Origin of the sequence: Gordonia sp. NPDC003585 (assembly GCF_040610755.1) — a bacterium.
GTDB lineage: Bacteria > Actinomycetota > Actinomycetes > Mycobacteriales > Mycobacteriaceae > Gordonia.
In genome coordinates this window covers 37,033-63,989 of sequence record NZ_JBEXMX010000023.1, presented here as the reverse complement: position 1 = coordinate 63,989, position 26,957 = coordinate 37,033, and the positions used below count along the sequence as shown (strand labels likewise).

General features: G+C 64.8%; 29 protein-coding genes. 20 read left to right on the top strand and 9 right to left on the bottom strand.

Annotated elements, in window-relative coordinates:
- Positions 1-108: 108 nt before the first annotated feature.
- Together ABZW74_RS08695 and ABZW74_RS08690 are read left to right on the top strand one after the other, a co-directional pair.
- Positions 109-351, top strand: coding sequence for a hypothetical protein (locus ABZW74_RS08695; RefSeq protein ID WP_355275619.1), 243 nt, complete (start codon positions 109-111; stop codon positions 349-351).
- A gap of 67 nt (positions 352-418) precedes the next feature.
- Complete coding sequence (locus ABZW74_RS08690) at positions 419-1,039, top strand: DJ-1/PfpI family protein (RefSeq protein WP_355275617.1); 621 nt, start codon at positions 419-421, stop codon at positions 1,037-1,039.
- Between the two features lie 25 nt (positions 1,040-1,064).
- Here ABZW74_RS08690 and ABZW74_RS08685 read toward each other — a convergent pair whose 3' ends face one another.
- Complete coding sequence (locus ABZW74_RS08685) at positions 1,065-2,765, bottom strand: FUSC family protein (RefSeq protein WP_355275615.1); 1,701 nt, start codon at positions 2,763-2,765, stop codon at positions 1,065-1,067.
- Positions 2,766-3,082: 317 nt separating this feature from the next.
- Here ABZW74_RS08685 and ABZW74_RS08680 point away from each other — a divergent pair, with 317 nt between their 5' ends.
- The gene (locus ABZW74_RS08680) at positions 3,083-3,775 is read left to right on the top strand and encodes a cyclase family protein (protein WP_355275613.1); all 693 of its coding nucleotides are present in this window, start codon (positions 3,083-3,085) and stop codon (positions 3,773-3,775) included.
- Between the two features lie 12 nt (positions 3,776-3,787).
- On the opposite strand, the gene ABZW74_RS08675 is transcribed toward ABZW74_RS08680, so the two are convergent.
- Positions 3,788-4,624: a hypothetical protein gene (locus ABZW74_RS08675; RefSeq protein WP_355275611.1), complete on the bottom strand. Its 837-nt coding sequence runs from the start codon at positions 4,622-4,624 to the stop codon at positions 3,788-3,790.
- Positions 4,599-5,774: an SRPBCC family protein gene (locus ABZW74_RS08670; protein ID WP_240857077.1), complete on the bottom strand. Its 1,176-nt coding sequence runs from the start codon at positions 5,772-5,774 to the stop codon at positions 4,599-4,601. The genes ABZW74_RS08675 and ABZW74_RS08670 overlap by 26 nt, the downstream gene beginning before the upstream one ends.
- A gap of 86 nt (positions 5,775-5,860) precedes the next feature.
- Between ABZW74_RS08670 and ABZW74_RS08665 the strand changes: the two genes are divergently transcribed.
- Both ABZW74_RS08665 and ABZW74_RS08660 read left to right on the top strand, forming a co-directional pair.
- Complete coding sequence (locus tag ABZW74_RS08665; protein WP_355275609.1) at positions 5,861-6,439, top strand: TetR/AcrR family transcriptional regulator; 579 nt, start codon at positions 5,861-5,863, stop codon at positions 6,437-6,439.
- A gap of 46 nt (positions 6,440-6,485) precedes the next feature.
- Positions 6,486-6,941, top strand: a complete 456-nt coding sequence (locus tag ABZW74_RS08660; RefSeq protein WP_240857079.1) for a hypothetical protein — start codon at positions 6,486-6,488, stop codon at positions 6,939-6,941.
- 427 nt (positions 6,942-7,368) lie between these two features.
- On the opposite strand, the gene ABZW74_RS08655 is transcribed toward ABZW74_RS08660, so the two are convergent.
- From ABZW74_RS08655 to ABZW74_RS08645, 3 genes are all read right to left on the bottom strand, one after another.
- Complete coding sequence (locus ABZW74_RS08655; protein WP_240857080.1) at positions 7,369-7,830, bottom strand: polyketide cyclase; 462 nt, start codon at positions 7,828-7,830, stop codon at positions 7,369-7,371.
- Positions 7,831-7,953: 123 nt separating this feature from the next.
- Positions 7,954-8,313 (bottom strand): VOC family protein, encoded by a 360-nt coding sequence (locus ABZW74_RS08650; RefSeq protein WP_240857081.1) that lies wholly within the window; start codon positions 8,311-8,313, stop codon positions 7,954-7,956.
- A 40-nt stretch (positions 8,314-8,353) separates the two neighbouring features.
- Positions 8,354-8,872: a hypothetical protein gene (locus tag ABZW74_RS08645; protein ID WP_355275606.1), complete on the bottom strand. Its 519-nt coding sequence runs from the start codon at positions 8,870-8,872 to the stop codon at positions 8,354-8,356.
- A 110-nt stretch (positions 8,873-8,982) separates the two neighbouring features.
- On the opposite strand from ABZW74_RS08645, the gene ABZW74_RS08640 reads away from it, so the two are divergent.
- From ABZW74_RS08640 to ABZW74_RS08615, 6 genes are all read left to right on the top strand, one after another.
- On the top strand, positions 8,983-9,330 hold the full coding sequence (locus ABZW74_RS08640; protein WP_355275604.1) for a metalloregulator ArsR/SmtB family transcription factor: 348 nt from the start codon (positions 8,983-8,985) through the stop codon (positions 9,328-9,330).
- A complete protein-coding gene (locus ABZW74_RS08635; RefSeq protein WP_240857084.1) occupies positions 9,327-9,974 on the top strand; it encodes a dihydrofolate reductase family protein in 648 nt (215 codons plus the stop codon). The genes ABZW74_RS08640 and ABZW74_RS08635 overlap by 4 nt, the downstream gene beginning before the upstream one ends.
- 9 nt (positions 9,975-9,983) lie before the next feature.
- Complete coding sequence (locus ABZW74_RS08630) at positions 9,984-10,451, top strand: SRPBCC domain-containing protein (protein WP_355275601.1); 468 nt, start codon at positions 9,984-9,986, stop codon at positions 10,449-10,451.
- Positions 10,452-10,532: 81 nt separating this feature from the next.
- Positions 10,533-11,783 carry a M23 family metallopeptidase gene (locus ABZW74_RS08625; RefSeq protein WP_355275600.1) on the top strand — a complete coding sequence of 417 codons (1,251 nt, stop codon included), beginning with the start codon at positions 10,533-10,535 and terminating at the stop codon, positions 11,781-11,783.
- A gap of 55 nt (positions 11,784-11,838) precedes the next feature.
- Positions 11,839-13,476: a hypothetical protein gene (locus ABZW74_RS08620; protein WP_355275598.1), complete on the top strand. Its 1,638-nt coding sequence runs from the start codon at positions 11,839-11,841 to the stop codon at positions 13,474-13,476.
- 56 nt (positions 13,477-13,532) lie between these two features.
- Entirely contained in the window at positions 13,533-14,399 is an 867-nt protein-coding gene (locus ABZW74_RS08615) for an SGNH/GDSL hydrolase family protein (protein ID WP_355275594.1), read from the top strand.
- On the opposite strand, the gene ABZW74_RS08610 is transcribed toward ABZW74_RS08615, so the two are convergent.
- Positions 14,374-15,705 carry a glycosyltransferase 87 family protein gene (locus ABZW74_RS08610; protein ID WP_355275592.1) on the bottom strand — a complete coding sequence of 444 codons (1,332 nt, stop codon included), beginning with the start codon at positions 15,703-15,705 and terminating at the stop codon, positions 14,374-14,376. The two genes, ABZW74_RS08615 and ABZW74_RS08610, sit on opposite strands and share 26 nt — an antisense overlap.
- Positions 15,706-15,754: 49 nt before the next feature.
- Positions 15,755-16,639 (bottom strand): DUF3616 domain-containing protein, encoded by an 885-nt coding sequence (locus ABZW74_RS08605; protein ID WP_355275590.1) that lies wholly within the window; start codon positions 16,637-16,639, stop codon positions 15,755-15,757.
- A gap of 36 nt (positions 16,640-16,675) precedes the next feature.
- On the opposite strand from ABZW74_RS08605, the gene ABZW74_RS08600 reads away from it, so the two are divergent.
- Complete coding sequence (locus ABZW74_RS08600; RefSeq protein WP_240857091.1) at positions 16,676-17,554, top strand: hypothetical protein; 879 nt, start codon at positions 16,676-16,678, stop codon at positions 17,552-17,554.
- A gap of 64 nt (positions 17,555-17,618) precedes the next feature.
- Complete coding sequence (locus ABZW74_RS08595; RefSeq protein ID WP_355275587.1) at positions 17,619-18,200, top strand: dihydrofolate reductase family protein; 582 nt, start codon at positions 17,619-17,621, stop codon at positions 18,198-18,200.
- Here ABZW74_RS08595 and ABZW74_RS08590 read toward each other — a convergent pair.
- Positions 18,189-18,659 (bottom strand): VOC family protein, encoded by a 471-nt coding sequence (locus tag ABZW74_RS08590; RefSeq protein ID WP_240857093.1) that lies wholly within the window; start codon positions 18,657-18,659, stop codon positions 18,189-18,191. The two genes, ABZW74_RS08595 and ABZW74_RS08590, sit on opposite strands and share 12 nt — an antisense overlap.
- Before the next feature lie 228 nt (positions 18,660-18,887).
- On the opposite strand from ABZW74_RS08590, the gene ABZW74_RS08585 reads away from it, so the two are divergent.
- From ABZW74_RS08585 to crtI, 7 genes are all read left to right on the top strand, one after another.
- Positions 18,888-20,129 carry an FAD-dependent oxidoreductase gene (locus tag ABZW74_RS08585; protein ID WP_355275585.1) on the top strand — a complete coding sequence of 414 codons (1,242 nt, stop codon included), beginning with the start codon at positions 18,888-18,890 and terminating at the stop codon, positions 20,127-20,129.
- A 61-nt stretch (positions 20,130-20,190) separates the two neighbouring features.
- Positions 20,191-21,519, top strand: a complete 1,329-nt coding sequence (locus ABZW74_RS08580; protein WP_355275583.1) for an NAD(P)/FAD-dependent oxidoreductase — start codon at positions 20,191-20,193, stop codon at positions 21,517-21,519.
- Positions 21,520-21,586: 67 nt separating this feature from the next.
- Positions 21,587-22,714: a polyprenyl synthetase family protein gene (locus ABZW74_RS08575; RefSeq protein ID WP_355275581.1), complete on the top strand. Its 1,128-nt coding sequence runs from the start codon at positions 21,587-21,589 to the stop codon at positions 22,712-22,714.
- A gap of 62 nt (positions 22,715-22,776) precedes the next feature.
- Positions 22,777-23,409, top strand: coding sequence for a monooxygenase (locus ABZW74_RS08570; protein WP_355275627.1), 633 nt, complete (start codon positions 22,777-22,779; stop codon positions 23,407-23,409).
- A 71-nt stretch (positions 23,410-23,480) separates the two neighbouring features.
- Positions 23,481-24,227 carry a carotenoid biosynthesis protein gene (locus tag ABZW74_RS08565; RefSeq protein WP_355275579.1) on the top strand — a complete coding sequence of 249 codons (747 nt, stop codon included), beginning with the start codon at positions 23,481-23,483 and terminating at the stop codon, positions 24,225-24,227.
- Entirely contained in the window at positions 24,214-25,365 is a 1,152-nt protein-coding gene (locus ABZW74_RS08560; RefSeq protein ID WP_355275577.1) for a glycosyltransferase, read from the top strand. Before ABZW74_RS08565 ends, ABZW74_RS08560 begins: the two co-directional genes overlap by 14 nt.
- Positions 25,362-26,849 (top strand): phytoene desaturase family protein, encoded by a 1,488-nt coding sequence (gene crtI / locus ABZW74_RS08555; protein WP_355275575.1) that lies wholly within the window; start codon positions 25,362-25,364, stop codon positions 26,847-26,849. The genes ABZW74_RS08560 and crtI overlap by 4 nt, the downstream gene beginning before the upstream one ends.
- Positions 26,850-26,957 lie beyond the last annotated feature (108 nt).

Below are 26,957 nucleotides of genomic sequence, written 5' to 3'. Positions count from 1 at the left end.
CCACGCTGAGCAACTCCACTACGCTCACATGCGCACCCTCAATCCGGAGGAGGCACTCACAACCTGAGCTCTCCGGAAATGCCGGGATGGATCAAGAATCGGCACCCGATGAGCTGGGTTGCATACACCCTCGTCGTCCTCATCATCCCGGCACTCGGCCTGATGGTGACCTTCTCGGCACAGCACCAGACCGGTGCCGCCGTTGCGTCCGCGGTTGCCCTGCTCGCCATCATCGCCGGCGCCGCAACGGTTTACACCAAGATGTCGCGGCAACTGCACCACACTCCGCTCCTGCCCGAGGACACCGCAGCGGAGAAGGATCGCTACCTGGCGAAGTACCGACCTTCATAGTTCGCCGCGCGGCCCTCGCCACCCAATCCCGCGCACCGGTAGATTGGGAGCGTCGACAGGAGCCCCCATGACCGAACCCGATGTGCCCGGCTCTCGCAAGGTTTCGGTCGTGCTGTTCGAGGATTTCGAGCTCCTCGACGTGTTCGGACCGGTGGAAATCCTCAGCGTTCTCCCCGACCAGTTCCGCATTTCGATGGTCGCCCGCGAGGCCGGTCTGGTGGCGAGCTCCCAGGGCACCAGGGTGGAAGCAACCGAAGGCCTCTCCGACACCGCCGACGTGGACATCGTCCTGGTTCCCGGTGGTCTCGGATGGCTAAAGCTGTTGGACGACAAGGACTTCCTGAACCAACTACGTTCTTACGTCGCGGACGCCACCCTCGTCACTTCCGTGTGCACCGGCTCGGCCATCCTTGCCGCCGCCGGACTCTTGGAGGGCTACCGCGCGACATCCAACAAGCGCTCCTTTGATCGGGTGATCCGCCACGGCGACACGGTGCAATGGGAACGCCGAGCCCGATGGGTGCACGACCGTGATCGGTGGGCATCATCGGGGGTTGCCGCGGGTATCGACATGACCGCAGCGCTCATCGCCGACCTGTTCGGGCCGACGGCCGCCCGCCACGCCGGCGACGTCATCGAATACGACCCCCAGACCGATCCTGACCACGACATCTTCGCCGATCGATAGGCGCGGGTCGAGCGACCCTGGGGTATCACCGAACAGCTGTCGCCGCGGTGGCCCGTAGACGAACCAGTCGTCGTCGTGTGCGGTCGATCGCCACCGGGTCTGGCGGTTCCGCGTCGTCGGCCGCCGGCAGGATCGAGGTGATCTCGTCGACGATCTCCTCCAACTCCATTGCAAACGGCAGCATCTCGCGAGCCTGCGCGGGAACCGGGGGCGGTTCGGCATAGGCGGCCAGGCACGCCGAGCGCGCCCCGTGCGCACGCCGGTAGGCTTCATCGCGGCAACGCACGAACCTCCTGCGATCGCGATCTGTGACGCCTACCTCGGCCAGGTAGTCCTCGGCCGCACTCAGCCCGTCATCGATCCGTGCTTGCTGTGGAAGACGTCGAGCGCCCGGCCAGCAAACGTAGCCGAGCAGGACCGCGATCACTGCACCCAGCACGGTGTCCTGCATCCGGATCAGCGGTGCCACGGTATCCGGACCGCCGACCGAGGCGGCCAAGATCGCCGACAGCGTCACACCGACGACGCTCAGCCCGTACAGCTTGGGCGCAGTGAGCGCAGCGAATGCCAGACCAACCGACGCCGCAACCGCAACCGCGGATCCGCTGTCCCAGCATGCGAGCACGGCGGCCGCGATCAGTGCACCGACAAGGGTGCCGGCGACCCGATTCATCGTTCGCACGAAGATCGAGGCGTACTCCGGGCGGACTATCACCGCGACGGTCAGCGGCAGCCAGAACGAATGCTGCGGGTCGTGCAAGGCGACGGTGATCGCGGTGGCCACGCCCATGCACAGCGCCATGCGCACTGCGTTGTGCGCCGACTCTCGAGTCGCCAACGGATGCAGCACAGTTCGCCCGCCACGACGCTCGGGACCCGTCGGCGTGCGTCCGTCACCGGCCACGGCGCGCGACATCGCGCGCAATCCGGGTGTCGTCAGCGGCCAGTCGCCGGCAAGTTCTACCGTTCTTCCGGCGCGAATCAGCGTTCCGGCGGTGCGCAGGGTGGTCACGACCGACACCGGGACAGGTTGCTTCTCCGCATAGAGCGCGGCGGTCGCGTGCGCGACACGCTCTGTCGTCGAGTCCCATCCGGCGTCGCGCGCCTGAGCCGATGCGGCGGCCATTCGCGTTCGTGCCGCACGGGCATCCCCCCGCCCGATCAACTCGCACAGGTCGGCGGCCGCGTCACACACGGTCGCCGCGTACCGCCGTTGGGCAGAGCCATGCCGGAACGGCCAGTCGGCCACGTGCACAACACCGATGGCGAGCGCGCCGATCACGAACCAAGCTGCCTGTTCAGCGGGGTCGAGCGTGGATCCCCCGAACTGCCCAAAGGCCACGCCGATGCTGAGCATCATCCCGAAGGCAGGCCCGGAAAGGGCGGCTGCGCCAACGAAGCCGGACGCCGAACCGGCAAGTGCCGCAACCACAATCATGACGAGGGGTGAACCGGCCGTCGATCCTCCGACCACCAGGCCGACGACGGCGCCCAACCCCTGCGCCGCCAGCGCTGTCAGGCGGCTGCGATACGAATCCCCGATGACGAAGGCAACAGAACAGGCCGCGCCCAGGTAGGCGACCCCGAGCTTGTCCCAGTCGCCGAGCCACAAACCGAGGAGCAGAAGCGCGCCGCCGGCCACCAGCGCGCGCACAGCGGACGACACGGCGAGCGGAGCGGTGGAAGGCCGGAAGGCCGCAGCCAGCGCACTTGCGGTCTCCGACATACCGCCAGCGTAACGCTCGACAATCCACCTTGACGTCACCTCGCACCAGGACCCGATATCGTTACCGTGGCGGTCGGATGGAGATTTGCAGTGCGACAGGAGTTGTCGATGGACAGCAAAATGCCCTCCGAGCGGCTTCGTAGGCTCGAATCCAACTGCGACAACGCCGGGCGCTGGGGTCCCGACGACGATCTCGGACTCTGAACCTGATCACTCCCGCAGTGCGAATCCGAGCCGCCAGTCTGGTGTCCGAGGGAGTTACGGTTTCGCTCGCATCCGACCTGCAACTCCCGGCGACACAGCACAGCGACCTCCTCGTGTCGCATTCCATCGATTCAGAACCCGCCGTGCCGGATGCGATCGTCGACGAGGTCACGCTGAACGTCCACGGGTGGGGAACCCACATCGACGCGCTCGGGCATTTCCACCTCAACGGTACGACCTACAACGATCGCACCGTCGACGACATACTCGGACCCGAGGGCCTGAGGCGAAATGCGGTGACCGCCATGCGAGACGGCATCTTCACCAGAGGCGCGTTGCTCGATGTCGCGCGCACGCGCGGTGTTCCCTGGCTGGCTTCCGATGAATTTGTGACCGCCGCCGATCTCGACCGTGCGGAGGCAGCCACCGGGCTGACTGTCGAATCTGGTGATGCCGTCATCGTTCACGTGGGACTCGACGCGCGCCTGGCGGCGGCTCCCGATGCAGACCCGAACGTTCGCGCAGGCCTGGACACGTCCGCGGTTCTGTGGCTGTCCGAACGAGACGTCGCGATCTTCGGCGGAGACTGTATCGAGCGGCTCCCGTCCACCGACCCCGATCTCGCACTTCCGCTCCATCAACTCGGACTCGCGCGAATGGGCCTCACGTTCCTGGAGTGGCTTCGACTCGACGACCTGCTGCGGACCGTCGAGCGATTCGGCCGCAACACGTTCCTACTGACCGCCGCACCCCTCGCGATCACGTGCGGAACCGGATCCCCCCTCAATCCGATCGCCACCTTCTGAGGTGATCCAGGCTCAGACGTGTACCGACAACAGCACGATCGCGGCATGCTCGCGAATCGCGGACCATTGTGAGGACAACGCAGTCATGGCGGTCGGCACATCGGTCGCATCGATCGGGAACATGCGCTCGGCGGAGAATGTACTCCTGAGTGCGACATCGATATTCGGCCACACGCTCAACGCGTCCTCGAGCGGTGCATAGTCGAGCCCACACCATCGTTGCGATCCCGCATAGTGATCGGTCAACACGTCAAGGATCGTGGCCTCGGCGCGTTCGTCGGGTGCGCTTTCGGAAAGGACCGCGACGACGGTGGTGAGGTGGCCGCGCTGGGCCAATAGTTTGGCGGTGGCGGCAGTATCGCCGTGTGGGCACGATCTAAGGACAGCGATCAGATCGCTGGTTGCCGCGCCCCAATCGGGAGCGGCCGTCGCATCGGGATTCACATCATCGATGAAGAGACAACGAACACTGTTGTCCGGCATGGTGTTCTGTAATCGACCCTCGGCTTCGCAACATGCTGCGCGGACTGATCGTTCATACCCGTCGAAAACGTCGATCCAGGTCGAGCCACCGAGTCCGCCCGCCGCGGTGATCCGGGACGCGACGTGATCGCCGACTCGCGGTGTCTCGACCTCCCAATGCCGGTCACCTGTGACGATCACGGTGACCGTCGGCCAGAGCACCAGCATGTCGCGGGAATGCAGACCCCCGACCTCTACACGATCGATCGTCGTACCCGGACTACAGCGTTGGATCTTCTCCACCGCCGCGACCACCTGATCGGCCAGGAGACTCTGAACGCCGTGCCAATCGACCGACACGTCAGGCCAACGAGATGCCGAGCGCATCCGCGAGCACCCGCACCATGTGTTGCACACCAATCTCATTGCGCCCCAGCACCATGTGGTCGTGTTGACCGCGTCGGGCTCCTTGACTGCACTGCGGGAGCATCGCAAAGTCTTCGTCACGGACTGCCGCATGGACCTGCGCGAAGATGCCGTCGTACATTTCCCGCTGTTCGTCGGTGGTCGCCGGGTAGCGCGCCATCCAACTGTGCCGGACGGTGCATTTTCCGGCGGCTCCGTCGGGCAGGATGTCGATCACCTCGACCCCGACCGGACTGTTCGCGAGGATCAGATTGGGATAGATCCAGTAGATGAGGCCCATCTGTGCCGACGGCTCCCACATATCTCCGCCGGCCTCGGTGCCATCGAGGTCGGTGATCCACTTGAACGGGAACCCGATTCGGTGGTGGCGGCCGAACTCGTCGTAGACATGTGTGTTGGCAATGGTGTTCTGTCCAATCACGCTCTTGCCGTGCACGAACGGAAAGTGATATCCCTCGGCGAAAGCCTCAAGGGCACCCTTCCAGTTCACCTCCGAATTGAGCATCTTCTCGTCGTGGTACTGGAAGGCCCCGTAATTCCATTGCGCCAGTTCCATGTTCATGGGACCGAGATGAGCGTCGAGGTCCATCTGTGCGCCTGTGGTGAGGACCGCCCAGATCCATCCGTGGCGCTCTTCGGTCGGCAACTCGACCAACCCGTAGGAATCCAAATCGACGTCGTCGAACCCCGCCTTGCCCGGCACGCCCTTGAGTTTGCCGGTGTTGTCGTACACCCACGCGTGATACGGACAGGTGAACCGACGGGCATTGCCCGCACCGCACGCAGGCATGGCTCCGCGGTGTCTGCAGTAGTTGAGGAACACATGTGCCCGGCCGTCACGATCGCGGGTTATCAGCAGCGAGTCCTCCATCACCTGGCGCACGACATAGTCGTGCACATTCGAGATCTGCACCGACGCGAGCACCGCGATCGGCGTGCGCCGGAGGATCGTCGACTGCTCGATGTCGGTGAGTTTGTCGTCGGAGTAGTAGCTCAGCGGAACGCGCATTGTCGACGGTGCGACGTCTGTCGTCCCGGCGAGCGCCAGATCCAATCCACGACGAGTCAGTTCAGGTCCGAGGGGCGTGCAGTGGTCGAGTTGGGCTGTCATACCCTGCGACCATACACTCTTTGAGTTGACTGTCTAGTCGCATTCGCCTGGTCGATCGCGTCGACCAGTCCTGGTTGACTGGAGCGATGCGTACTCACGGTTGGGGCGGAAACACCCCTGCGTCCGACTCCGAAGCCATCGAGCGGATACTTCGTGCGACCTGTGAGCTCATGGACGAGGGCTCGCCCAATCCGTCAATTCTTCAGGTGGCAAAGCGAATCGGGGTCACTCGGCAGACGATCTACCGCTACTTCGCCAACAGCGATGAACTGGTTCGCGCCGCCGCGGAGCATTCGAGTGTCGAGTTTCTCGACGACCTCGCGTCGGCCTTGGCCGGTATCGGCAATGTCTCGGAGGCTGTCGTCGAGAGCATCGCGGTCACCCTCGAGATGCTTCGCTCGAGCAAACGCTTTGAACTTCTCTTCACCGCAGGCACCGATAACGTTGTCATCGCCGCAGTCACCTCGCCCGAGGCCGTCGCCCTGGGCCGGTCGATAGTCGACGGCTTCGATGTGGACTGGAGCGGATGGACCGAAGACGATCGAAACGAACTCGTCGAACACATGCTGCGTACGCTGCAGTCGTTCATCGTCGACCCGGGGCACCCACCGCGTCAGGGCACAGAACTCCGTTGCTACCTGCGTCGGTGGGTGGCACCCCGTTAGGTGACCGAGCCGCATTCACCGTCATCGGCGAAGATACTGTGAACGGATGCATTCCGAACGACGTCAAGAGGTGCACCTCGTGAAAGCCATGCCGCGCAGAGTTCTTGGACCGTTGATCGCGGCTGCGCTCGTCACTCTCGGCAGCCTCGCACCTGCCGCCGGTTTCGGTGTTGCACAGGCTATTTCGCCTGACGAATCCCAGGGTCGGATCACCGATGCCAGTAGCGACGCCGAGGTTGCCGCTTATGGATACCGCGATCTCACGATGAACCGGATGACCCACGCTGCCGCGCGTGACTACTCGGCCGGCAGAAAGACCGCCGTGGCCGCCACGAAGGCGATCAGCAGCCATATCTCGGGAGGGCGATACTGTGCGGCAGCACAGATGGTCAGCCGGGCGTTGACGGAACAGGGTGCCACCAGCGGAGCAGTACAGACCTTCTACTTCCGAACTGGCTGCATCAGCGCGCCGGCTGTCACCCACGAGGGTCCGAGATCCTGACTCAGATCGCCGGATCCGGCGCACTGAGGTCGGAGACGAGCTGGCGTGCCTGCGAGTCAGCGACCCACCTGCCGACGTCGTCGGCGATCGTGGAGGTGGGAAGAGCGCGGCCGCGCTCAGGAAACCGCGTTTGTGGTAAGAAAACGCACATGCGGCCAGAAACCGCTGGCGCGCATCGGGTTTCTGACCCGACACGCAGTTTCTGGGTTCACGACACGCCGACGAGCACTCGGGCGAGGGTGGTCGTCCGGCCTTGGGCCGCACAAGAAGTAGGGGAAGAAGTTTCCTCCCCTACCCTTGGAGTCCTCCGCGCGAAATTTCGCGGGGAGGACTGGGAACTTAGGGGAGGAAGTTCTTCCCCTAGATTTTTCGGCACGACGCATGCGTATTTGCACAGGTCAGAGGCCCGGCTACCGAACTCTGCTGATCAGCCAGCAGCAGCCGCCAGTCGATTCAGGGTGTCCTCCAGTTGATCCTTCGAGACCAACGGGAAGCCAACCTGCTGCAGGAGATCCTTGTCGGTGACCTTCGACCAGTCGTAGGTGTGGCGGACGAGGGTGGCATCGGGTCCCTGCGATTCAAGCTCCCACAACCATTCCCACCCGGGTGGCTCGGTTCCCGCCGGCGCGGTCTTCCATGCCACGAGTTTGTCCTTCGCGTACCCCGTGACGTGGTTGTCGGTTTTGTACTCGCCGCCCATGTGTGGCCCGTCCATGTTGACGGTGAACACCTCCCCGACCTCCTGTATCCGGTCGGCATGCTCAATGCTTCGCATGAAACCCGAACCGTCGATCTCGAGGTGTCGGCGCGGATTGCTGATGACATCGAAGATCCGGTCGACGGGTGCGTCGATGACTCGTTCCACGGTGATACTCGTTGATTCGCTCATTCCTCCACCGTGCCCAAACATCGACGAATGGGCAACGATGCAGGTTGTGGGGGTCGAGCGGGCAAGCTCCACCCCGAAGCCCGACACCAAGACCGTCCGATCATCTGCCGCGAGCACGAGGCCCTACTCGGCCGGTTCCCAGAGTTCGATCGGTAGACCTTCGGGATCGTGAATCCGGGCGAACCGCCCGATCTCGCTGTCCCAGTCGGCATTTCGTTCCACTGCGATTCCCGCCGACTCGAGACGGTCAACCAGATCGTCGAGATCGGTGACCCGAAGGTTCAGCATGAAGGGCTGTTCGACCGCGAAGTAGGTGCTGTCAGCAGGGAATGGAGCAAAGACCGTCATCCCCGACTCCTGTTGCCACACCGTCCCTTGGCCATCCTCGCCCGCGCCGATGCCGAGATGCTCGGAGTACCACGCGGCTCGAGCCTGCGGATCACGACTACGGAAGAACAGCCCGCCTATTCCAGTGACAGCCATGTCTCCGAGACTATCTCCACAGCACGCAGAGAGACCACGATCAGGTGACCGATGGGCCTGCGTCACGAACCTCGTCGACCTTGCTCATGGCCTCGCGCAGCTCGCCGAGCCAGGAATCCGTATGTTGCCCAACGAGCTTCACGCACCACGACAACGCGTCCGCGCGGCTACGGGCGACTCCCGCGGCGACCAATGTGTCCAAGACCTGGCGTTGTGGCTGCCGTAGTCGGGTCATCACCGGAACGGCGAGGTGAGTGAACAGTTCGGCGGAGTCGCCGCAGCGCACGCCCCAAGCCACCTTGCGGCCGAATCGGCGCTCAGCCTCCTGAGCAACCTCGATGCGCTTGTCCCGGGTCGATTCCCGGAACCGTGCAATCCGGCCGGCCTCCGCTTGTCGCTGATCGACAGGTTCGGCGCCGGACTCGACATCTGGCGGATCGATGGTTCCGATGATGGTGATCTCCTCGCGGTCCACCCGGACCTCGGGGGCGCTGGTGAACAGGTCGTCCGGCAAGCGTCCCGTAAGCCATCCGGATACCGCTGATTCACTGTCACTCATGGCGACCTCCTTGATTACTTGTAATCATTGATACCACGTAATCCACCAGCGAGCGAGCCTCGGACATGCCCTTCTTAACGCGCCGGGGCCAAAGAGCAATACTTAGGTATATGCCTAAGTATGACGAAGACGTCGACGCGTTGCTCCGCGCTCTCGCGGACCCGACGCGACGCGCCGTCGTCGAACGATTGGCCAAGGCCCCGGCCGTGGTGTCCGAGCTCGCGGCACCCTTCCCCATGGCCTTGCCGTCGTTCATGCAGCATCTGGGCATCCTCGAAAAGGCGGGAATCGTGCTGTCCCACAAGCAAGGTCGCGTTCGCACCGTCAGTCTGAGACCGGGCGCCCTTGACGCGTTGCATCTATGGCTCGGCGAACTGCGGACACCCGCAGAAGACCAGGCCGACCGACTCGGCATCCACCTGACCCGCACCGCCGGAAAAGAAGGAGATCTGACATGACAGTCGTTCGCGTCGATATGTTCACCTCGCTGGATGGCCGGACCGCCACGGCCGGCCTGTCCCCGGACAATCCGATGGGTGAGGACTGGGGGCGCCTCACCGCCGCCTGGGCTGCCACGCGCACGTTTCACGAGCGCGTTTTCGGTGACACCAGCGGTACCGGAACCACCGGAGTCGATGACTCCTACGCCCAAGCTCATTTCGAAGGGATCGGCGCCGAGATCATGGGTGCGGCCATGTTCGGCCTGCACACGTTCCCCGACGACCCGGACTGGAAAGGTTGGTGGGGCGACGAACCACCGTTCGGCACACCGGTCTACATCCTGACCCACACCGCACCCCGGCCGTCGATAACCATGCAGGGCGGAACCACCTTCCACTTCCGCAACGGCCCACTTGATGATGTCCTTGCCGAGGCATCTTCCGCTGCAGGAGGTTTGGATGTTCGCGTCGGCGGTGGCGTCGGCGTCATCCGCGATTTCGTGACGGCCGGACTCGTCGATCAGTTGCACCTCATGGTCGCACCGATCATCCTCGGTCGCGGAACTCACCTGTGGGATGACCTGCCGGGCCTCGACACCACCCACAAGGTGACAACGGAAGTGGCCGAGAGTGGCACGATCCACGTCACTTTCGCGCGGTAGGAGACGATCATGACCAGTGAACGTCGTCTGGCCCGTGCCGAGTTCACCCTGACGCGCGACTACCCTGCCCCCGTCGAGCGCGTGTGGAACGCGTTTGCCGTCGAGCAGGAGAAGCTCGCATGGTGGGGCGCCGGCGATGCCATCGAGCCCGGCGAATGGATCTTCGATTTCCGTGTCGGTGGACGCGACGTCGCCGAAGGCAAATTCCACGATGGCCCGGTATCCCGATACGAGGCGACCTACACCGACATCGTCGAGCACAACCGCATCGTGACCACCTACGACATGTGGATCGACGGGGTTCACATGTCGACGTCGGTGGCGTCGTTGGAGTTCGACCCGATTGGGGACCTCACCACGTTCACCCATGCCGAGCACGGCGTGTTCTTCGACCAGTTCTGGGCTGACGGACCCAACCGCGAAGTGGGCACCCGCGGACTGCTCGATGCCCTTGACCACTATCTCGGCGGACGGTGAGTTTCGTCCGATCCACTTATCTCTCACACGTGAGGTGGAAGAATCAGTGTCCGGGCCGGGCTCGAACAACTGGGAGCACAGATGAGAGCGATCACGCCCAGAAGGTCACGCACCCGCTGCATTGCCGCCATCGCATTCGGGAGTGCAGTGCTCCTGACCATCGCCGGGTGTTCGTCGGAATCGTCTGAGTCCACGCCGTCGTCGGTCACCGGCAGCACGACCGCCGACACCGCGGCGGACGCCCTCACCCCCGTGACCGCGAACGCGATCGACGATCCGATTCCGGTCGTCGGCTCCGATGGCAAGACCCACCTCGCGTACGAGTTGCTCCTGACCAACGTGATGTCGGACCCGGTCGCTGTTCGCTCGCTCGAGGTCAGCGCGTCCGGGCAGAAGCTGCTCGACCTTCAGGGCACCGCATTGACCGGAATCATGCGCAGGGGCAGTGGACAACCCGGCCTCGAACTCGCCGGCGGCGAATACGCCCGACTCACCCTCGACGTTGCGCTCCCAGACGGTACGGCCGCGCCGAGTTCGCTGTCCAACATTCTGACCGTGGCACCCACCAAGCCGCAGCCGCCGCTGGTGCCCGCGGTGATCGCCGAACCGATCACCGTGACCGTCGCGCAGCAGAAGGCCGTATTACTGGACCCGCCCCTTCACGGAGCCGGATGGCTCAACGGCGACGGCTGCTGCATACCCAGCGCACACCGGACGGCCGCCAACCCGATCAACGGAAGGCTCTGGCTTGCAGAACGTTTCGCGATCGACTGGGTACAACTCGACGCCGCGGGCAAGCTGTTCGTCGGCGACCGGTCAAATCTCGCGTCATATCCGTACTACGGTGCCGAGACCCATTCGGTGGCTCAGAGCACGGTGGTCGGCGTGGTCGACGACCTCCCCGACCAAACACCCGGCGTCGATCCGACCGGTCTGCAACTCGATCAGTACGGGGGCAACCACGTCGTCGCCATGATCTCCGAGGGCGTCTACGCCTTCTACGCACATTTGAAGCCGGGAAGTGTGCGGGTCAAGGTCGGCGACAAACTGAGCGCCGGGCAAGTCATCGGCCTGCTCGGCAACAGCGGCAATTCGGACGCACCTCACCTGCACTTCCACACGATGAACGGACCAGATCCGTTGCGGTCCTCCGGCATTCCCTACGAGTTCAAGGAGTTCACGGTCGCTCATCGCCTGCAGTCCGACGAACAGCTGGAGGCGCTGGCGACGACCGGTGGGCCCGTCCCCTACGCGGCCGAACCGGTCAACAAGTCGGTCACCAATGCCATGCCCATCGATCTGGACGTCGTGAACTTCCCGGGGTCGTCCTGAAGTCAGAGTCCACAAACGGAGCTCTGTGCTCCTTGATCGGTGGCATAGTCCTGTTATGGCCGATCACCGGTCTCGTCGTCGCACGTTGCGTGCCACCGCCCTTGCCACAGCGCTGACGATCGGTGTCACAACCGTCGGGATCGCCACCACACCGGCCGCGGCCGCCCCGGCCGGCTGCGTACCGTTTGGAACCGCACAACTTCCTCCCGGGCCTGCCTCGACCGGCGGCCGCACGGGTTTGGCGGCCTTCCCGACTTATCGCGGGACCCACGCGCCGGTGCGGATCGACCTGCGCTCCAACCACACCCAGTTCAATCGGTACTGGGAGTTCGCGCTCGTCGATGCGCAGCTGCTGACCAGGCCGCGCAGCGCGACGAGCGGTTGGCGAGTCGTCCCGCTCCCCGGATGCCTGCGCGGAAACATCGTGGCCATCTCGGTCGACGACGACGAACTCGTCGGCGTCGGTCGCAGCGGATGGATCTACACGATGGACAACGTCACCAACGGGCCGGTGCTGTGGAATCGGACGTCGGCCTGGGGTTCGCCGCTGTGGTTGGGATCGGGTCGGACGCTGCCCGACGGCCGTGTCGGAGGTTGGGCACTGAGCGTCACGTCGCCGACGAACAACCGCGTGTACGCCGACATCGCCGGACGCGTGCATCCATCCGGTTCGGCAAAGATGACGATGATCCCGGCTCTCACCGGCGATGGCAGCCGTATCACCTACGCCGACCCGTGGTTGCCCAACGACGACAGCTACGAGATCGGCAGTCCGCTCGGTGGCCGGTTCCGGTCGGTGGCGCTCTCGGCCGCCGCGTCAACCACCTTCGTGATGAATCGCTACGGCGACATGTACACGCGGACTTTCGATTTCGACTCCTCAGGTTCGGATTCCGTATTCTTCCGGTACAGCTGGGAGCCTCAGACGGGCAAACCAAGCGCCGCGACACTCACGCAGGAGTATGTGGACCGGTCCACGGCCGCCGTCCAGCTACCCGCGCCGGGCTGGACCCATCAACCCAAGATCACCGGCGAGATCACCTCAGCGATCACCGTCTTCTCCCTCGGGCCTGGCGTCGAAGATCGTGAACTTCGCGTCGAAGGTCGGCGCAATGGGCGAAACGGATACTGGCGCAAGCACATCCACTCACCGTCCTGGGTCTTCGTCGAGACGGACGCGCCCTTGCTGGGACGGCCCATCGCGAATTCGGCCGGCGACCGATCGGCGTTCACCCTCGCACCACCGAAGCCGTGGAACCTGACCGCATCACTCCCCTCGCGACGTACCCTCGTCGACGGTCAACTCCTCATCGACATCGGTCTGCCGTACAGCGTTGTCGACCCGCGATCGCTCGACCAACTCGGCATGCACGCGGCACCGTCGGAGTACCGCTTGGCGGTCACCCACTTCGACCCTGCCGTCACCACGCGTGACGCCGTTGTCATCGCACCAGGCGGCAGGCGTATCCCCGTGCTGTTGCACACGGCCGACGGCATGCGGATGACGCCGAGTCTGCCCGGGCTGACGTCGACGCCCCGTCACCTCGTCGGCGCCATCGAGATACCGAAGCAGGCCTTTGCCCATCGGGCCGGGGATCCCGCTCTGAGGCGGTTTGTCGCCACCTGGATGCGCGGCAAGCCGATCGCGCCGATCACACTCAGTGCAACCACACATGATCTGGTGGTGCGCTGATGCTCGGACCCACGCGCGCGAGAACACTCGCTTCCCTCGTGGCGATCATCGCAGCGATGTCCGCGCAAATCATGATCGCAGGACCGTCGGCCGGCGCGGCCAGAACCTACAACTATGTGGCACTGGGTGATTCCTACACCGCGGCCACCGGATACGACCGTGGAAGCGACACGACATTCGCCCCGCTCGGATGCTTCCAATCGAGAACCAACTACCCACGCCAACTCGTCGGCTTCCTGCGACGTCAACACCAGTTGGGCACCTTCGTCGACGCGTCATGCGGCGGAGCGACGACGGCCCATGCCACCAAGGCGCAGCGCACCCCGATAGGAATCAACCGGCCTCAGCTCAGCCGGATCACCAAAGAGATCAACCTGGTCACGATCGGCATCGGCGGCAACGACGCGGGGCTGATACCGCTCGCGCAGCAATGCGTCGAGTACGGATTGACCAACAGGTCCTGCAAAGCCGCACACGTCAGGGGCGGGGCCGACGACATCACCGCCGCCTTCGCTGTCGCCGAACCCAAGATCGAGGCAGTGATCACGGCGGTGCGCGCACGAGCCGCCCGTGACGTCCGCATTCTGATCGTCAACTACCTGGAGGCGGTCCCCGACAACGGCCGAGGCTGCTTCCCGACAGTCCCGGTCTTGCCGATGGACTCGGCCTGGTTCACTCAGAAGTTCCGACAACTCAACGCGATGCTGGCGACCGCGGCGCGACACCAGAACGCGCAACTCGTCGACACCTACACGCCCAGCATCGGACACAACGTGTGTACTCCGGCACCGACCCGCTACGTGGAGTTCGTGGGGGTTGTGTCGTCGAATCCGGCGTTCTCGCTCGCGGCGCCGCTGCACCCAAACATCGGTGGTGCGCACGCCCAGGCGAGGGCCGTCATCGCGGCAGTTGCCCGCCGGTGACAGCGCCGCGTCGACTGCGCCCGATCGCCAGCACAGTCGCAACGAACAGCCACAGGTAGCTGCCGCAAACGACGACGAACGCGATCGTCTGCCACCACGTCGGGTCCTCGGGTCGCGGCATCATGAACAGCCCGATGTCGTAGCCCCGCCCGCCGGACAGCGGGAACGGCCACGCTAAGGTGACCGCCAGCAGTCCCGCCGGCGCGAGCCAGACCCATGTGGGGCGGGTGCCGGTGGTCCACAGATGGTCCATCGTCACGAGCAGGAGCGGCACGATCCACACCCAGTGATGCCCCCAGGAGAACGGGGAGATTGCGCAACCCGTCATCCCGACCATCGACAGCGCAAGCAGTTCACGGCCTTGATCGTGCGCGACGCGTGCGGCATAGATGCCGGCCCCGCCGACCACTGCCGCGATCGGCAACCACATCCACCCCGGTGCGACGAAGGCTCCGCCGGCGTCGCGGTAGCTCTCGGCGTCGGCGAGCCGCAAGAGCTGGGACACGAAACCGTTCACCGACTGGTTGGCCATTCCGTCGATCACGCCGATCCGCTCGGAATGCATGACCTTGCCCGTCCAGTAGTGCCACGCGTCGACGGGCATCGCCACGAATCCCACCACGACGGTGACGGCGAAAGTCGCGAGCGCGGTGGCGGCAGTGCGCCACTGCCGGGTCGCCAGCAGATAGACGACAAAGATCAACGGCGTGAGTTTGATGCCTGCGGCAAGCCCCACTCCGACACCTCGCAGTCGTCCGCTGCGTCGTCCGATATCGGAGATGATCAACGCCACGAGAAGGAGATTGATCTGACCGGCGGCGAAGGAGGTACGCACCGGTTCCAGCGACAGAAGTGCCACGCTTCCGGCAGCCATCAAGCATCCGCAGGAGGCGGACATCCGGTAGCCCAGCAGCCGCATCGAGAGTCCGATCACCGCGGCGATGAGGATCGCGTTGCCCAGGTAGGCAACCCAATCCAGGCCAAGGCTGCCCAGGGCGGCGAGCGGCAAAAACACCACCGCCGCGAAGGGTGTGTAGGTGAACAGCAATTCCAGGGGCCCGACGGTGACGAGTGGTCCGTCGTAGACGGCGTCACCGGACCAGAGTTGTTGCGCCCCGGCCCGGTAGACCTCGATGTCGGTCGCAGAACCGAAGAGTCCACTCGGTCCGCTCACGGTTCCGAGAACGAGGTTGTAGACGATTGTGACGACCGCACCGATGGCGGCTGCGATGACCATCGACCACGGCACGCTCTTGGTGTCACGATCCGGGTCGGATGTGACGGCCGTGCGGTCGACGACGCTCATGACCAGGACTTTAGTCTGTATGACGCGCACCTACGCGACACCCGACGCGTCAGGGTAGCTCGATGGTGGCGTACCCGCCTGCGTCGTCGACGATGAGGGCGCGGCGATGCTCGCCGGCCCCAAATGCCGTGATGCCTTCGGGTTTCATCGACGGGTCGAAGTCGACGCCGAAGTCGATCAACGATTCCGAGATTCCGTCCCAGCGGCACAGCCTGAAGCGGCTGTCCTTGCGACGCACTGGTCCTCCGAGCAGAACCAGAAACTCGGAACGCGACGCATCGAAAGAAATATCCCGGACACCCTGTGCACCTTCGGCTTTCGATGTTTGCAGCCAGATGTCACCCCCAGCAGTCAGTGACGACGTGCTCCAGGATGAGGTCGGATCGAGCCCAACGCGCAACAGCCTGACCCGGTCGCGGTCGGCTGGTGATCGCAAGCCGAAGATGAGCGACTGCTCCTTCGAGTCCCACGCCAGCCCCTCAATGTTGAGACCACCATCGTCCAGTCTCGTTTCGGCGGCGTCGACCAGATCGGGATACGCGTCGAGCAGCCATTCACGAAAACCAGGCATCGCCTCCGATCGCAAGCCGCCATCCTCGGCGTAGTACACCCGGATCAGCCCGTCGTGTACGGACTTCTTGGTGCGTGCCAGCGACGATGCCACGATCACCTGCAGTTCGCCGTCGACGTCGATGCGGGCGAGACCCTCGGGATCGGAGAGGTCGTGGGCGGCCGATCCAGCAAGTGCACGCTCTTGGACTGGTCTGCTCATGCGGCCCGATGCGTCGAGGGTGATCTCGAACAGCGCCACCGGATCATGGTTGTCGACGAAGAGGAACCGTCCTGGTCCCACTTCGACGACCCCCGACGCGTTGAACACCGAACCATCGGGCCGCGGATCCAAGGGAACTGAGGTGATGCGGGAATGGGGCACGGCATCATTCTCCTCGGATCGATCGGAGGAGCCACCATGATTCCCGTGACGTATTACCCACCGGCCACGCAGCGCCAGGTGACGGTGAACCGACGACTGGTCGCGGACAAACCATATGCCCACTTCTTTCGCGACGAACTCTTTCTACCGGACCGGGCATTGCCCGCATTGAAGTTTCCAATGAACCCCGCGTACGCATTGTCAGTCGGCGACGACCTCAATCGGTTGCTCGAACCGGGCTACCTCGATGGGGAAACGGGATACTGCGCGTTTCCCGACGGTACCGGGTACACCGCGAGCCTCACCCACTTCCCGGGCGCCACCGCGCAGATGTTCCGGTGGTGGTTCTGGTGGCACTCGGTGGAACCTGCCCGCTACACCCTCTGGTACCCGTGGAACCACATCAGTGCGCTCGCGCAGAACCGCGACGTGCTGACCGCACCGGATCTCGGCGACGAGCAACGTTACGTCGGCAACACCCACCACGTCGACGAGTACATCGGTGCGGACCTGCAGAAGCTCGCGATCTCCTTCGTCGAACCGTCGGCGTTCGGAATCGACGTGAATGCCCTGCCCAGAGCCAACATTCATGCCCATGCGTGCGCGAACGTCTACCTGCGCACCCCGCGATTGCGAACCGCGTCGATGGTTCACCTCGCACGCGACACCGACGACGGATTCGAACTGCGGTCGCGCTACTGGATTGCCGATCACCTGGTCCTGGGCACCGGCAAGCGAACTGTCAGCATAGACCGGCTCGCCACCGCGACGGGCCTCAAGGCACGCCTCGCCGGAGAAAGTCTGGCATATGAACAATTGCTCCACGACCAGATCGAATTCACCCATCTGGCAAGCATCTTGCCCGATTTGTACCGGGAGTTCGGGCCTGGAGCGGAAGAGACCCACCCGCGATGAGTTTCGGCTCGTTGGCCAGTCGGACCCTGTAGCGCATCAGCCAAACGACACCAAAGGTGACAACATGCCTGCCACATACACATTCGACATCTTCGCCAGCCTCGACGGCTTCGGGTCGTTCAACGAGCACGGCGACTGGGGTGGCTATTGGGGCAAGGACGGTCCCGAGTTCATCGAGCATCGTCGGGCGATGTACGGAGCGCCACAACGAATGGTGTTCGGCGCGAACACGTATCGTGATTTCGCCGAGATGCTCGCGTCCGGCTTCGCCACTCTGCAGGACGACGACTGGTTTGCGCGAATGCGACGGTCTCCGACCACCGTGGTGTCGTCGACACTCAACGAGCCCCTCGACTGGCCGGACGCCACCCTCAAGAGCGGCGATGCCACCGACGTTGTCGCTCGGTTGAAGGCGGAGTCGCCGGTTCCGCTTCGATCGCACGGCAGCCTGTCAATGAATCGCTCACTGATGGCCGCCGGCCTCGTCGACCGCATCCAGTTGACGATCTTCCCGGCCATCACCGGTCAGACTGGAACGGAGCCGATCTTTGCCGGTGCGGCCGACTTCGACTTGGAGCTTCTCGAGAATCGGATCTTCGACGGTCGGACCTTGGAGCTGACCTACCGGCCGCGCCTACACGGTTGACGCCACCATGCCTTCTGGTGTCGCCTCCACAGTCGTAAAGCCCGTAGTCGGAGCGGTGAAGTGATAGAACCGCAGCACGGTTCCGTCGGGATCCGGTATGTCCAGCCTCGAGCCTTCGGGCCCGTCGGCAATCCCGCTGTGCGTCACGCCGAGACGGCTGCACCGCCCGGCCAGGACGTCGAGCGCAAACCTCGAGGAAGGAGTGAACGCGACGACGTCGAAACCCGTGAGGACCGGGTGGCCGGCGCAGCGTTGGCGTAGCCGGAGTGCGATGTTGAATGCGCCGCTGCGGTCGATGAGTCCGGCACCACACACCTCGCCCTCCTCGACAAACTCGATCCAGTGCCGCAGATCGAGTACCTCGCAGTACCAGGACACGCTGCGAGGAAGGTCGGTGACCGGCAGTTTGACCTGAGCGATTCCGGTGATCAATGGGTGTGTTTCCGTCTGAGTACTCATGTCAGCGACATTAAGGATTTGCACGCGCAGAATGAATGTGTGAACGTCCGGTATTGCTGTGAGTTCGTCCGGGGTTGATCGAGGCATGGATGCGTTGTCGGCTGTCGTGCGTGAGCGCGTTCAAGCGAGAGACCGGGGAGAGTCCGGGTGCCCTGCGTGACCGCGGCGCCGAGGCGAATCAGGAGTGAGCTCGCCTAGCCTCGAATCGCAGGTTCTAACGTAGAAGCCATGACCACACACACCGACCAGTCCGTCGTCATCATCGGTGCAGGACATGGCGGGGCCGGTCTGGCCGCGCTGCTGCGACAGTCCGGCTTCACCGGACCGATCACCATGATCGGCGACGAGCAGCATCTTCCCTACCATCGGCCCCCGCTGTCGAAGAAGTTCGACGGTCCCTCGGTGCAGCAGCTCCTGCGTCCCGCCGAGTTCTATGCCGAGAACCAGATCGAGATCCGCACCCGATCCCGAGCCACGGCGATCCGGCCCGACGACAAGATCGTGGTCCTTGCCGACGGCACCGAGATCGGCTACGACACCCTGGTGCTCGCGACCGGCTCTCACCCACGCGCACTGCCCGGCACACCCGAGGGCACAACCTCCGTGATGACGCTGCGCACCCTCGACGACGCAGCCACCCTCAACCGGTCGCTGACCCGTGGCGGCGAACTCGCGATCGTGGGTGGCGGCTACGTCGGCATGGAGGTGGCGGCCGTGGCCCGCAGCCGTGACATGCACGTCACCGTCATCGAACGGGAGAGTCGCATCCTCGCGCGCGTCGCCAGCGCCGAATTGTCGACGATGCTGACCGACTACCACCGTGAGCGAGGCACCACGATCCTCACCAACCGGTCGGTCTCAGATCTACGGACCGACGGCGCCGAAGTGACCGGCGTGGTTCTCGACGACGGCACCGTGGTCGATTGCGGCACCGTCCTCGTCGGCATCGGTGCGGCACCCGACGAGGAGCTCCCCCGATCGGCGGGCCTCGAGTACGACGACGGTGTGATCACCGATGAATACGGTCGCACCAGCGACCCGCACATCTTCGCGATCGGTGACGTCGCCCGACGTCCGGTCGCCGGACACCACGGCCTGCGCCGCCTCGAATCGATTCCGGCTGCAACCGAACACGCCCGGCACGCCGTGACTGCCATCCTCGGTCACGAACCCGAAGACCACGAGGTGCCATGGTTCTGGTCGGATCAGTTCGATCTCAAACTCAAGATCGCGGGTTTGACGACCCCGGACGTGACCGTCGTGACCCGTCCGACGCCGGGTAAGAACGCGGTGTCGTTCTTCCACATCCAACCGGGGAGCAATGTGGTCGCCGTCGAAGCGATCAATGCGCCGTCCGATTTCAACGCCGGCAAGAAGCTCATCCGCAGCGGCGCTCCGGTGGACCTTGATGCGCTGGCGGATCCTTCGGTCAAGTTGCGCGATCTCGTCGGACGGTCCGAGTCCAACTGACGGGAAGGCGCGACAAACACCCTGCGTCTTGGTGGAGAATCTCCACCGACAGATCGGAGTCATGGTGACACACTTCGACACAGTGGTTGTCGGTGCGGGAATCGCCGGACTGACAGCTGCCCGGCTCCTTGCTTCCGATGGACAGAGCGTCGTGGTTCTCGAGGCCCGAGATCGCGTTGGCGGCCGGGTCTGGACGTCGCGCATGGGCGATGGCCTGGTGGACCACGGCGCGTCGTGGATTCACGGAATCGACGACAATCCGCTCGCCGACCTGGTCAACGCATTCGGGATGCGCACCGTCGAATTCACGGTCGGCAGTTACCAACCCGATGGAAGGCCCATCGCCTACTACTCGGCCCAAGGCACCAGACTGACCGATGACGAAGCCACACGCTTCGCGGGGACGATCCACACCTTCAATGGACATCTCGCCAAGGCCATTGCCACGTCCCCACCGGGTAGCTCCTTTGCACAGGTGGTCGAAACCACTCTGACGCAGCTGGATTGGGATGAGCATCGCTCGATGCGAGTCCGCGAATTCATGCAGCATCGGACCGAAGAGCAGTACGGCGGGTGGTTCGACGACCTCGACGCGCACGGCCTCGACGACGACGCGATCGACGGTGACGAGGTGGTGTTCCCCGACGGCTACGACGTGCTCGCGACGCGGCTCGCCGACGGACTCGACGTCAGGCTCGGCCACGAGGTCACGCGGGTGCTCTGGGCAGACGACGGCGCTTCGGCCGAGACCGCACACGGCACGTTCGCGGCCGACCAGATTGTCGTCACGGTGCCGGTCGGAGTACTGAAATCCAGTGGGTTCACCATCGAGCCCCCACTACCCGACATTGTGTCGGACTCACTGGATCGACTGGAGATGAACGCCTTTGAGAAAGTCTTCCTCCGCTTTCCGCACAAGTTCTGGGACGACGGCGTTTACGCGATCCGCCAGCAGGGTGAGGCAGGCAGATGGTGGCACTCCTGGTACGACCTGAGCGCTGTACACGGAACGCCGACGCTACTGACCTTTGCCGCCGGCCCGTGCGCAAGGGCGGTCCGCGAGTGGTCGGACGCGCAAATCGTGGACTCTGTGCTCGTCGCGTTGCGCCGGCTCTTTGGCGAGCGAGTGGAGCAACCCGATCAGGTGCACGTCACACGTTGGCAGGATGATCCGTACTCGCGGGGCTCATATGCGTACATGACCGTCGGCTCGGACCGCAACGACCACGATGCGCTGGCCACCCCGGTCGGCAACGTTCTCCATCTGGCCGGTGAGGCGACCTGGACCGAGGACCCGGCGACAGTGACGGGAGCTCTGAAATCGGGGCACCGTGCGGCCGAGAACATCGTGGGTCATGAAGTGCCTTATGACCACTTGTGGGTCCGCTGAGCGGTTCGACAGTTCGATCCTGATCACCGGACCTCGGGACGCCCATCCACTTTCCACGCGGCTCCGAATGCAGGATGTGTTGCCTGCCGGAAGCCCGCCGTCGCCCAGCCGAATCCAGGACCGGGCGACGGATGTGTGCGCAGCCGAGGACGCTGCGTCCGTCGACGCCGTGCTGCGCACCCATGTAGGGGGTCACACGGACCGACTGGCCGCGATCCACTCCGACGTCAATCCACTCGCGGACTACTTGAACTGCGCATTGACGGGCGGCAAGCGCCTGCGCGCTCTGCTGTGCCTGTGGGGCGCGCGGGCGGCTGCCGGTGGTGACCTGCCGGCCGGAGCGGTGGGGGTGGCGGCGGCGATCGAGCTCTTTCACCTGGCGGCCCTCATCCACGACGACGTCATGGACCACAGCGACCAGCGCCGGGGCATGCCCACGGCACATCGCCACTTTGCCGACCGCCACGCCACCGACCGGCTCACGGGCGACCCGGAAGCGTTCGGGCAAGCCGTCGCCATCCTGGCCGGAGACCTCTGCCTGACCTGGTCCGATGATCTATTCACCGACGCCGTCCGCACACTGTCACCGGCTGTTCGGGACCGTACCCGGGATGTGTGGTCGACCATGCGCGACGAAACGGTCGCCGGACAATATCTCGACGTCCTGGGTCAGACGCTGCCATCGACCTCCATGGCTCGTACCCGCGTCGTCCTGCACTACAAGAGCGCCAAATACACGGTGGCCCAGCCACTTCGCCTCGGTGGAGTGCTCGGCTGCGCGAGCGACGACTTGTTGATCGCGTACGAATCGCTCGGACTCGCAGCCGGTGAGGCATTCCAGCTGCGCGACGACCTTCTTGGCGTCTTCGGCGATGCCGCACAGACCGGTAAACCGGTTGTCGACGATATCCGGGAGGGCAAGCGCACGCTGCTGGTCGCCGTCGCAACCGACCGTGCGAACCGCACGCAACTCGCCGAAATCGAACGGTCCCTGGGCAATCCAGACATCACCGACGAGGACCTGCACGCCGTGTGTGACGTGCTCCGCCAGACGGGCGCGGTCGACCATGTCGAGCGGCGGATCGACGAACTCGCCGCCGACGCGTTGAGCGCAGTCGATGGGCTGCCGATCGACGACACAAGTCGAAGTGCGTTGCAGCAACTGATCTCTCGGTGCGTGTGGCGGACGTCGTGAACCGCCCGAGTCCACAGGTGGTCGAATTCCGCATCTGGCGGGTCAACAGTGCGTTCGCCGCGATGCTGCGGATGGCCGGCAACGGACCGGCAGTGCGCCGACTCCCCGGCCTGCGATTCGGCAAGCTGATGGGAACGGGTAACGCTCGAACGTTCACCCCTCGCGACGCCGACCCGCACCACTGGGCGCTGCTCACCGTATGGGACGACGCCGCGGCAGCAGCTGCCGGCGCCACGTCGCGCCCACTTCGTTCGTGGACTGACAACTGCGCTGAAGAACTCGTTGTTCGACTGCGACCCCTGTCGAGCCGAGGACGGTGGGCCCGGCGCGAACCGTTCGAGGTGGGTCGCCGTCCGGTGATCGACTGGGCCGGGCCCGTTGCAGCGATCACCCGCGCCCGGCTACGACCGACGCGGGCGATGTCGTTCTGGCGGGCCGTGCCACCGGTGGTCGCCGAACTCGCAGACGCCCGCGGTCTGCGGATGGCACTTGGTATCGGGGAGGCGCCGATCGGCCTGCAGGGAACATTCTCCCTCTGGGAGTCGTCGCACGCGCTCAGTGAATTCGCCTATCGCACACCGGCACACGTATCCGCGATCCGGCGCACGACTCCGCAGCGCTGGTATGCGGAGGAACTCTTCGCGCGGTTCGCGGTCGTCGACATCGGTGGCACCTACCGGGGATACACCCCATGACCCGGTACATGTCATCACGCGTGGGAACGACAGGCGATACACGCGGATCAGCCAGTGGCACCGGACGCGTCGTGTCGGTCGCCTGGTTGCTCTTCGCCGCGACCGTCGTCGTGCAAACCGTGTTCCCGTTCACCGATGGCGGGACACTGACACTGACGATGATGAGCGTCGCACTCCTCAGCGCAGCGGCACTGGTCCACGTGGCGTCGACTGTGAGCCCGTCGTCAGCGGTTGCGTTGGCGGCCGTCGCCGGCGCAGGCGGTCTGGCGGCCGAATCGGTCGGCGTCCACACGGGATTTCCGTTCGGCGGTTACGAGTACACGGGGACGCTGGGGCCCGAGCTGCTCGGTGTACCGGTGATCGTGCCGATGGCCTGGATCATGATGGCCTGGCCGGCTCTGGTGGTGGCTCGCCGCCTCACCTCGCGGCACCGGTGGGCGACTCCGATCGTCGGGGCGCTCGCACTCACCGCATGGGACGTGTTCCTCGACCCGCAGATGGTGGACCAGGGCTACTGGCGTTGGGAAAACACCGAACCGTCGATCCCGGGCGTCGACGGCATCCCGTTGACCAACTTTGCCGGTTGGATCCTCGTGTCGCTGGTGATCATGACACTTCTGGATCGACTGATCGGTCCGTCGAGCCTCGACGCGCTTCCCATCACGGTCTACCTGTGGACCTATTTCTCGTCGGTTGTCGCCCATGCCGTGTTCTTCGGTCGCCCGCCCGTAGCACTCGTCGGCGGAGTGCTGATGGGCGCAGTCGCCGTACCGTTGATCGTCACCCTGATCCGAGGGAACAACCGTGTGCGCAAGTGACTTATGGCACGGAGCCGTTACCATCGGCAGCGCTGCAGCTGTCGGATCGCTGGTGCTGACGGCATATAACGCCGTGACCGTTCGTCGGCCCAACCCGCACTCGGACCCGGCCCCCGAGCCGATCACTGTACTGCTCCCGGTCCGCGACGAAGTCGACCATGTCGCAGGATGCGTTGCGTCGATCTGCGCCGCGTTGGATCGGTGGCCCGGTCGCGGTCGCCTGATCGTGCTAGACGACGAATCCACGGACGGCACCGGCGAATTGGTTGCTGACGCTGCCGCGAACGACCCTCGCATCGAGGCAGTGAACGGCTCCGCCACGCCGCCCAACTGGCTTGGCAAACCGTGGGCGTGTGCACAGTTGGCGGCCCACGCCGTGGATTCGGACTCATATGCGCGCGACGGTGTTCTCGTCTTCGTCGACGCCGACGTCCGCGTCGAACCGGCCGCTTTCGTCGCCTCGATCGCGTTGATGCGCGATACCGGCCTCGACCTGATCAGTCCCTATCCCCGACAGCAAGCCGACACCGTGGCCGAGCGACTCGTGCAGCCGTTGCTGCAGTGGTCGTGGATGAGCACTTTGCCGCTTCGACTCGCCGAGAGAACTCCGCGCCCATCCCTGTCCGCGGCCAACGGACAGTTCTTGATCGTCGACGCCAACGCGTACCGACGCGCGGGTGGTCACCACGCGGTTCGTGGCGAGGTACTCGAAGACATAGCACTACTCCGCGCGATCAAGCGGTCCGGTGGGCGCGGGGTCGTCGTCGAGGGCAGTCGCGTCGCGACGTGCCGGATGTACGACGGTGGTCGAGAGCTGCGGCACGGTTACCGCAAGTCGTTGTGGTCGGCGTTCGGTTCGCCCGCCGGCGGTGTAGCCGTGACCTGTCTACTCGGGATGACCTACGTGCTGCCGGCGATCGCGATGATGTGCGGCTCACGCACCGGACTCGTCGGCTACCTTGCCGGAGTGGCGTCGAGGTCGATCGTCGCGACCACGACGCGCGGACGATGGTGGCCTGATGCTGCGGTGCATCCGATGTCCGTAGTCGTCCTTGCGGCGCTCACCGCCGATTCCCTTGTGGCGCAGCGACGAGGAGTGCTGCGCTGGAAGGGCCGAGCGGTGACGGCGAACAGATGACGGACGTCATCGTCGTCGGCGCCGGTGTCGGCGGTCTTGCGGCAGCGCTGCGCCTGCAAGCACTGGGTCATCGCGTCACGGTCCTCGAGCAGTCCGATCGGATCGGCGGCAAGCTCGGCGTGGAGGAACGAGACGGATTCGTCTTCGATACCGGACCGTCGCTGGTCACGATGCCACAGATCCTCCGAGATCTGTTCGCGGCCGGCGGCGCAGCCCTCGACGAGGTGCTGCCCCTGGCGCGCCTCGACATCGCAGCTCGATACCGATTTCCCGACGGAACGCAGCTCGATCTCCCTGGCGAGCTGTCGGCGATTCCCGACGCCCTCGACACCGCACTCGGACCGGGGCGTGGGGCCCAATGGATCGCATTTCTCCGACGTGCGCAATCGATCTGGGACCTCACCCACCACACCTTCCTCGAATCCCCGATCGGGGCGAGCACCATGCTGCGTGCGGCGAGACCTGCAGACGTCGCCACCATCGCACCGTGGCAGACGCTTCGCGGGCTGGGCCGGCAGTATCTCCACGACCCGCGTCTGCGAATGCTGTTGGACAGGTATGCGACGTACACCGGGTCGGATCCGCGGCGCGCACCTGCTGCGCTGGCGGCGGTGCCGTGGGCCGAGCAGGCCTGGGGATCATGGTATGTGCCAGGTGGATTGGGCCGAATCGCGACCGCCATCCGCGATCGGTTCGAACGACTCGGCGGGACTGTTGAGACAGGATGTGCCGTCACCGAGATCACGGTCGGTGATCGCGGCCACGTGAACGGGGTGATCCTGGCCGACGGCACGCACCGCCGTGCCGCTCTGGTGGTCGCCAACACCGATGCCGAGCAGATGTACGGGACACTACTTCGCACACGTTCGGCCTCGAAGATGCTGCGCCGCATACGTCGCGCGGCTCCGTCGCTGTCCGGTTTCGTCCTGATGCTCGCCGTCGACCACCCACCGGCCGACCAGCCCCACCACCATGTTCTCTTCGCCGAAGACTATGACGCCGAGTTCGATTCAGTGTTCGGACGCAACGGACCACCGCGGCTCGTCGAGCGACCAACGGTCTACCTGTCCGCTCCCGACGATCCGTCGACAGTTCCGGGCCCCGGAACCGGCGCATGGTTCGTCCTGGTCAACGCGGCGCGCCACGATCCGGGTGCCGGGATGGACTGGGATGCCGGCGGCGTCGCCCCCGAGTACGCCGAACACATCCTCACCCTCATGGCCGAGCGCGGGCTCGACATCCGGTCCGGGATAAGGCATTACGATGTTCTGACACCTGCGGACCTCGAACGCCGGACGTTGACCCCAGGCGGATCCATCTACGGCACGTCGTCCAACGGTCCCCGCGCAGCCTTTCTACGCCCACGCAACGCTTCGCCGGTTCCGGGTTTGTTCCTCGTCGGCGGCTCGGCCCACCCGGGAGGCGGGCTGCCGCTGGTGATGATGTCGGCGCGAATCGTCGCAGAGTTGATCGGTCCGGCGTGATCCACCACCCGCTCCCTGAGGTGCGAGCCGAGCCTTCCCCGCTCCCTGAGGTGCTCGAGGCGCTAGCCGAGAGCCTCGAAGGGCTGGTGGGACAGGGCAATTGGGCGG

Excerpts from the sequence above, each read along its gene's own strand:
- ABZW74_RS08695 (WP_355275619.1), top strand. The coding sequence starts at position 109 with ATGAGCTGGGTTGCATACACCCTCGTCGTCCTCATCATCCCGGCACTC.
- ABZW74_RS08690 (WP_355275617.1), top strand. The coding sequence starts at position 419 with ATGACCGAACCCGATGTGCCCGGCTCTCGCAAGGTTTCGGTCGTGCTG.
- ABZW74_RS08685 (WP_355275615.1), bottom strand. The coding sequence starts at position 2,765 with ATGTCGGAGACCGCAAGTGCGCTGGCTGCGGCCTTCCGGCCTTCCACC.
- ABZW74_RS08675 (WP_355275611.1), bottom strand. The coding sequence starts at position 4,624 with ATGCGCTCGGCATCTCGTTGGCCTGACGTGTCGGTCGATTGGCACGGC.
- ABZW74_RS08670 (WP_240857077.1), bottom strand. The coding sequence starts at position 5,774 with ATGACAGCCCAACTCGACCACTGCACGCCCCTCGGACCTGAACTGACT.
- ABZW74_RS08665 (WP_355275609.1), top strand. The coding sequence starts at position 5,861 with ATGCGTACTCACGGTTGGGGCGGAAACACCCCTGCGTCCGACTCCGAA.
- ABZW74_RS08660 (WP_240857079.1), top strand. The coding sequence starts at position 6,486 with ATGCATTCCGAACGACGTCAAGAGGTGCACCTCGTGAAAGCCATGCCG.
- ABZW74_RS08655 (WP_240857080.1), bottom strand. The coding sequence starts at position 7,830 with ATGAGCGAATCAACGAGTATCACCGTGGAACGAGTCATCGACGCACCC.
- ABZW74_RS08650 (WP_240857081.1), bottom strand. The coding sequence starts at position 8,313 with ATGGCTGTCACTGGAATAGGCGGGCTGTTCTTCCGTAGTCGTGATCCG.
- ABZW74_RS08645 (WP_355275606.1), bottom strand. The coding sequence starts at position 8,872 with ATGAGTGACAGTGAATCAGCGGTATCCGGATGGCTTACGGGACGCTTG.
- ABZW74_RS08640 (WP_355275604.1), top strand. The coding sequence starts at position 8,983 with ATGCCTAAGTATGACGAAGACGTCGACGCGTTGCTCCGCGCTCTCGCG.
- ABZW74_RS08635 (WP_240857084.1), top strand. The coding sequence starts at position 9,327 with ATGACAGTCGTTCGCGTCGATATGTTCACCTCGCTGGATGGCCGGACC.
- ABZW74_RS08630 (WP_355275601.1), top strand. The coding sequence starts at position 9,984 with ATGACCAGTGAACGTCGTCTGGCCCGTGCCGAGTTCACCCTGACGCGC.
- ABZW74_RS08625 (WP_355275600.1), top strand. The coding sequence starts at position 10,533 with ATGAGAGCGATCACGCCCAGAAGGTCACGCACCCGCTGCATTGCCGCC.
- ABZW74_RS08620 (WP_355275598.1), top strand. The coding sequence starts at position 11,839 with ATGGCCGATCACCGGTCTCGTCGTCGCACGTTGCGTGCCACCGCCCTT.
- ABZW74_RS08615 (WP_355275594.1), top strand. The coding sequence starts at position 13,533 with ATGTCCGCGCAAATCATGATCGCAGGACCGTCGGCCGGCGCGGCCAGA.
- ABZW74_RS08610 (WP_355275592.1), bottom strand. The coding sequence starts at position 15,705 with ATGAGCGTCGTCGACCGCACGGCCGTCACATCCGACCCGGATCGTGAC.
- ABZW74_RS08600 (WP_240857091.1), top strand. The coding sequence starts at position 16,676 with ATGATTCCCGTGACGTATTACCCACCGGCCACGCAGCGCCAGGTGACG.
- ABZW74_RS08595 (WP_355275587.1), top strand. The coding sequence starts at position 17,619 with ATGCCTGCCACATACACATTCGACATCTTCGCCAGCCTCGACGGCTTC.
- ABZW74_RS08590 (WP_240857093.1), bottom strand. The coding sequence starts at position 18,659 with ATGAGTACTCAGACGGAAACACACCCATTGATCACCGGAATCGCTCAG.
- ABZW74_RS08585 (WP_355275585.1), top strand. The coding sequence starts at position 18,888 with ATGACCACACACACCGACCAGTCCGTCGTCATCATCGGTGCAGGACAT.
- ABZW74_RS08580 (WP_355275583.1), top strand. The coding sequence starts at position 20,191 with ATGGTGACACACTTCGACACAGTGGTTGTCGGTGCGGGAATCGCCGGA.
- ABZW74_RS08575 (WP_355275581.1), top strand. The coding sequence starts at position 21,587 with ATGCAGGATGTGTTGCCTGCCGGAAGCCCGCCGTCGCCCAGCCGAATC.
- ABZW74_RS08570 (WP_355275627.1), top strand. The coding sequence starts at position 22,777 with ATGCTGCGGATGGCCGGCAACGGACCGGCAGTGCGCCGACTCCCCGGC.
- crtI (WP_355275575.1), top strand. The coding sequence starts at position 25,362 with ATGACGGACGTCATCGTCGTCGGCGCCGGTGTCGGCGGTCTTGCGGCA.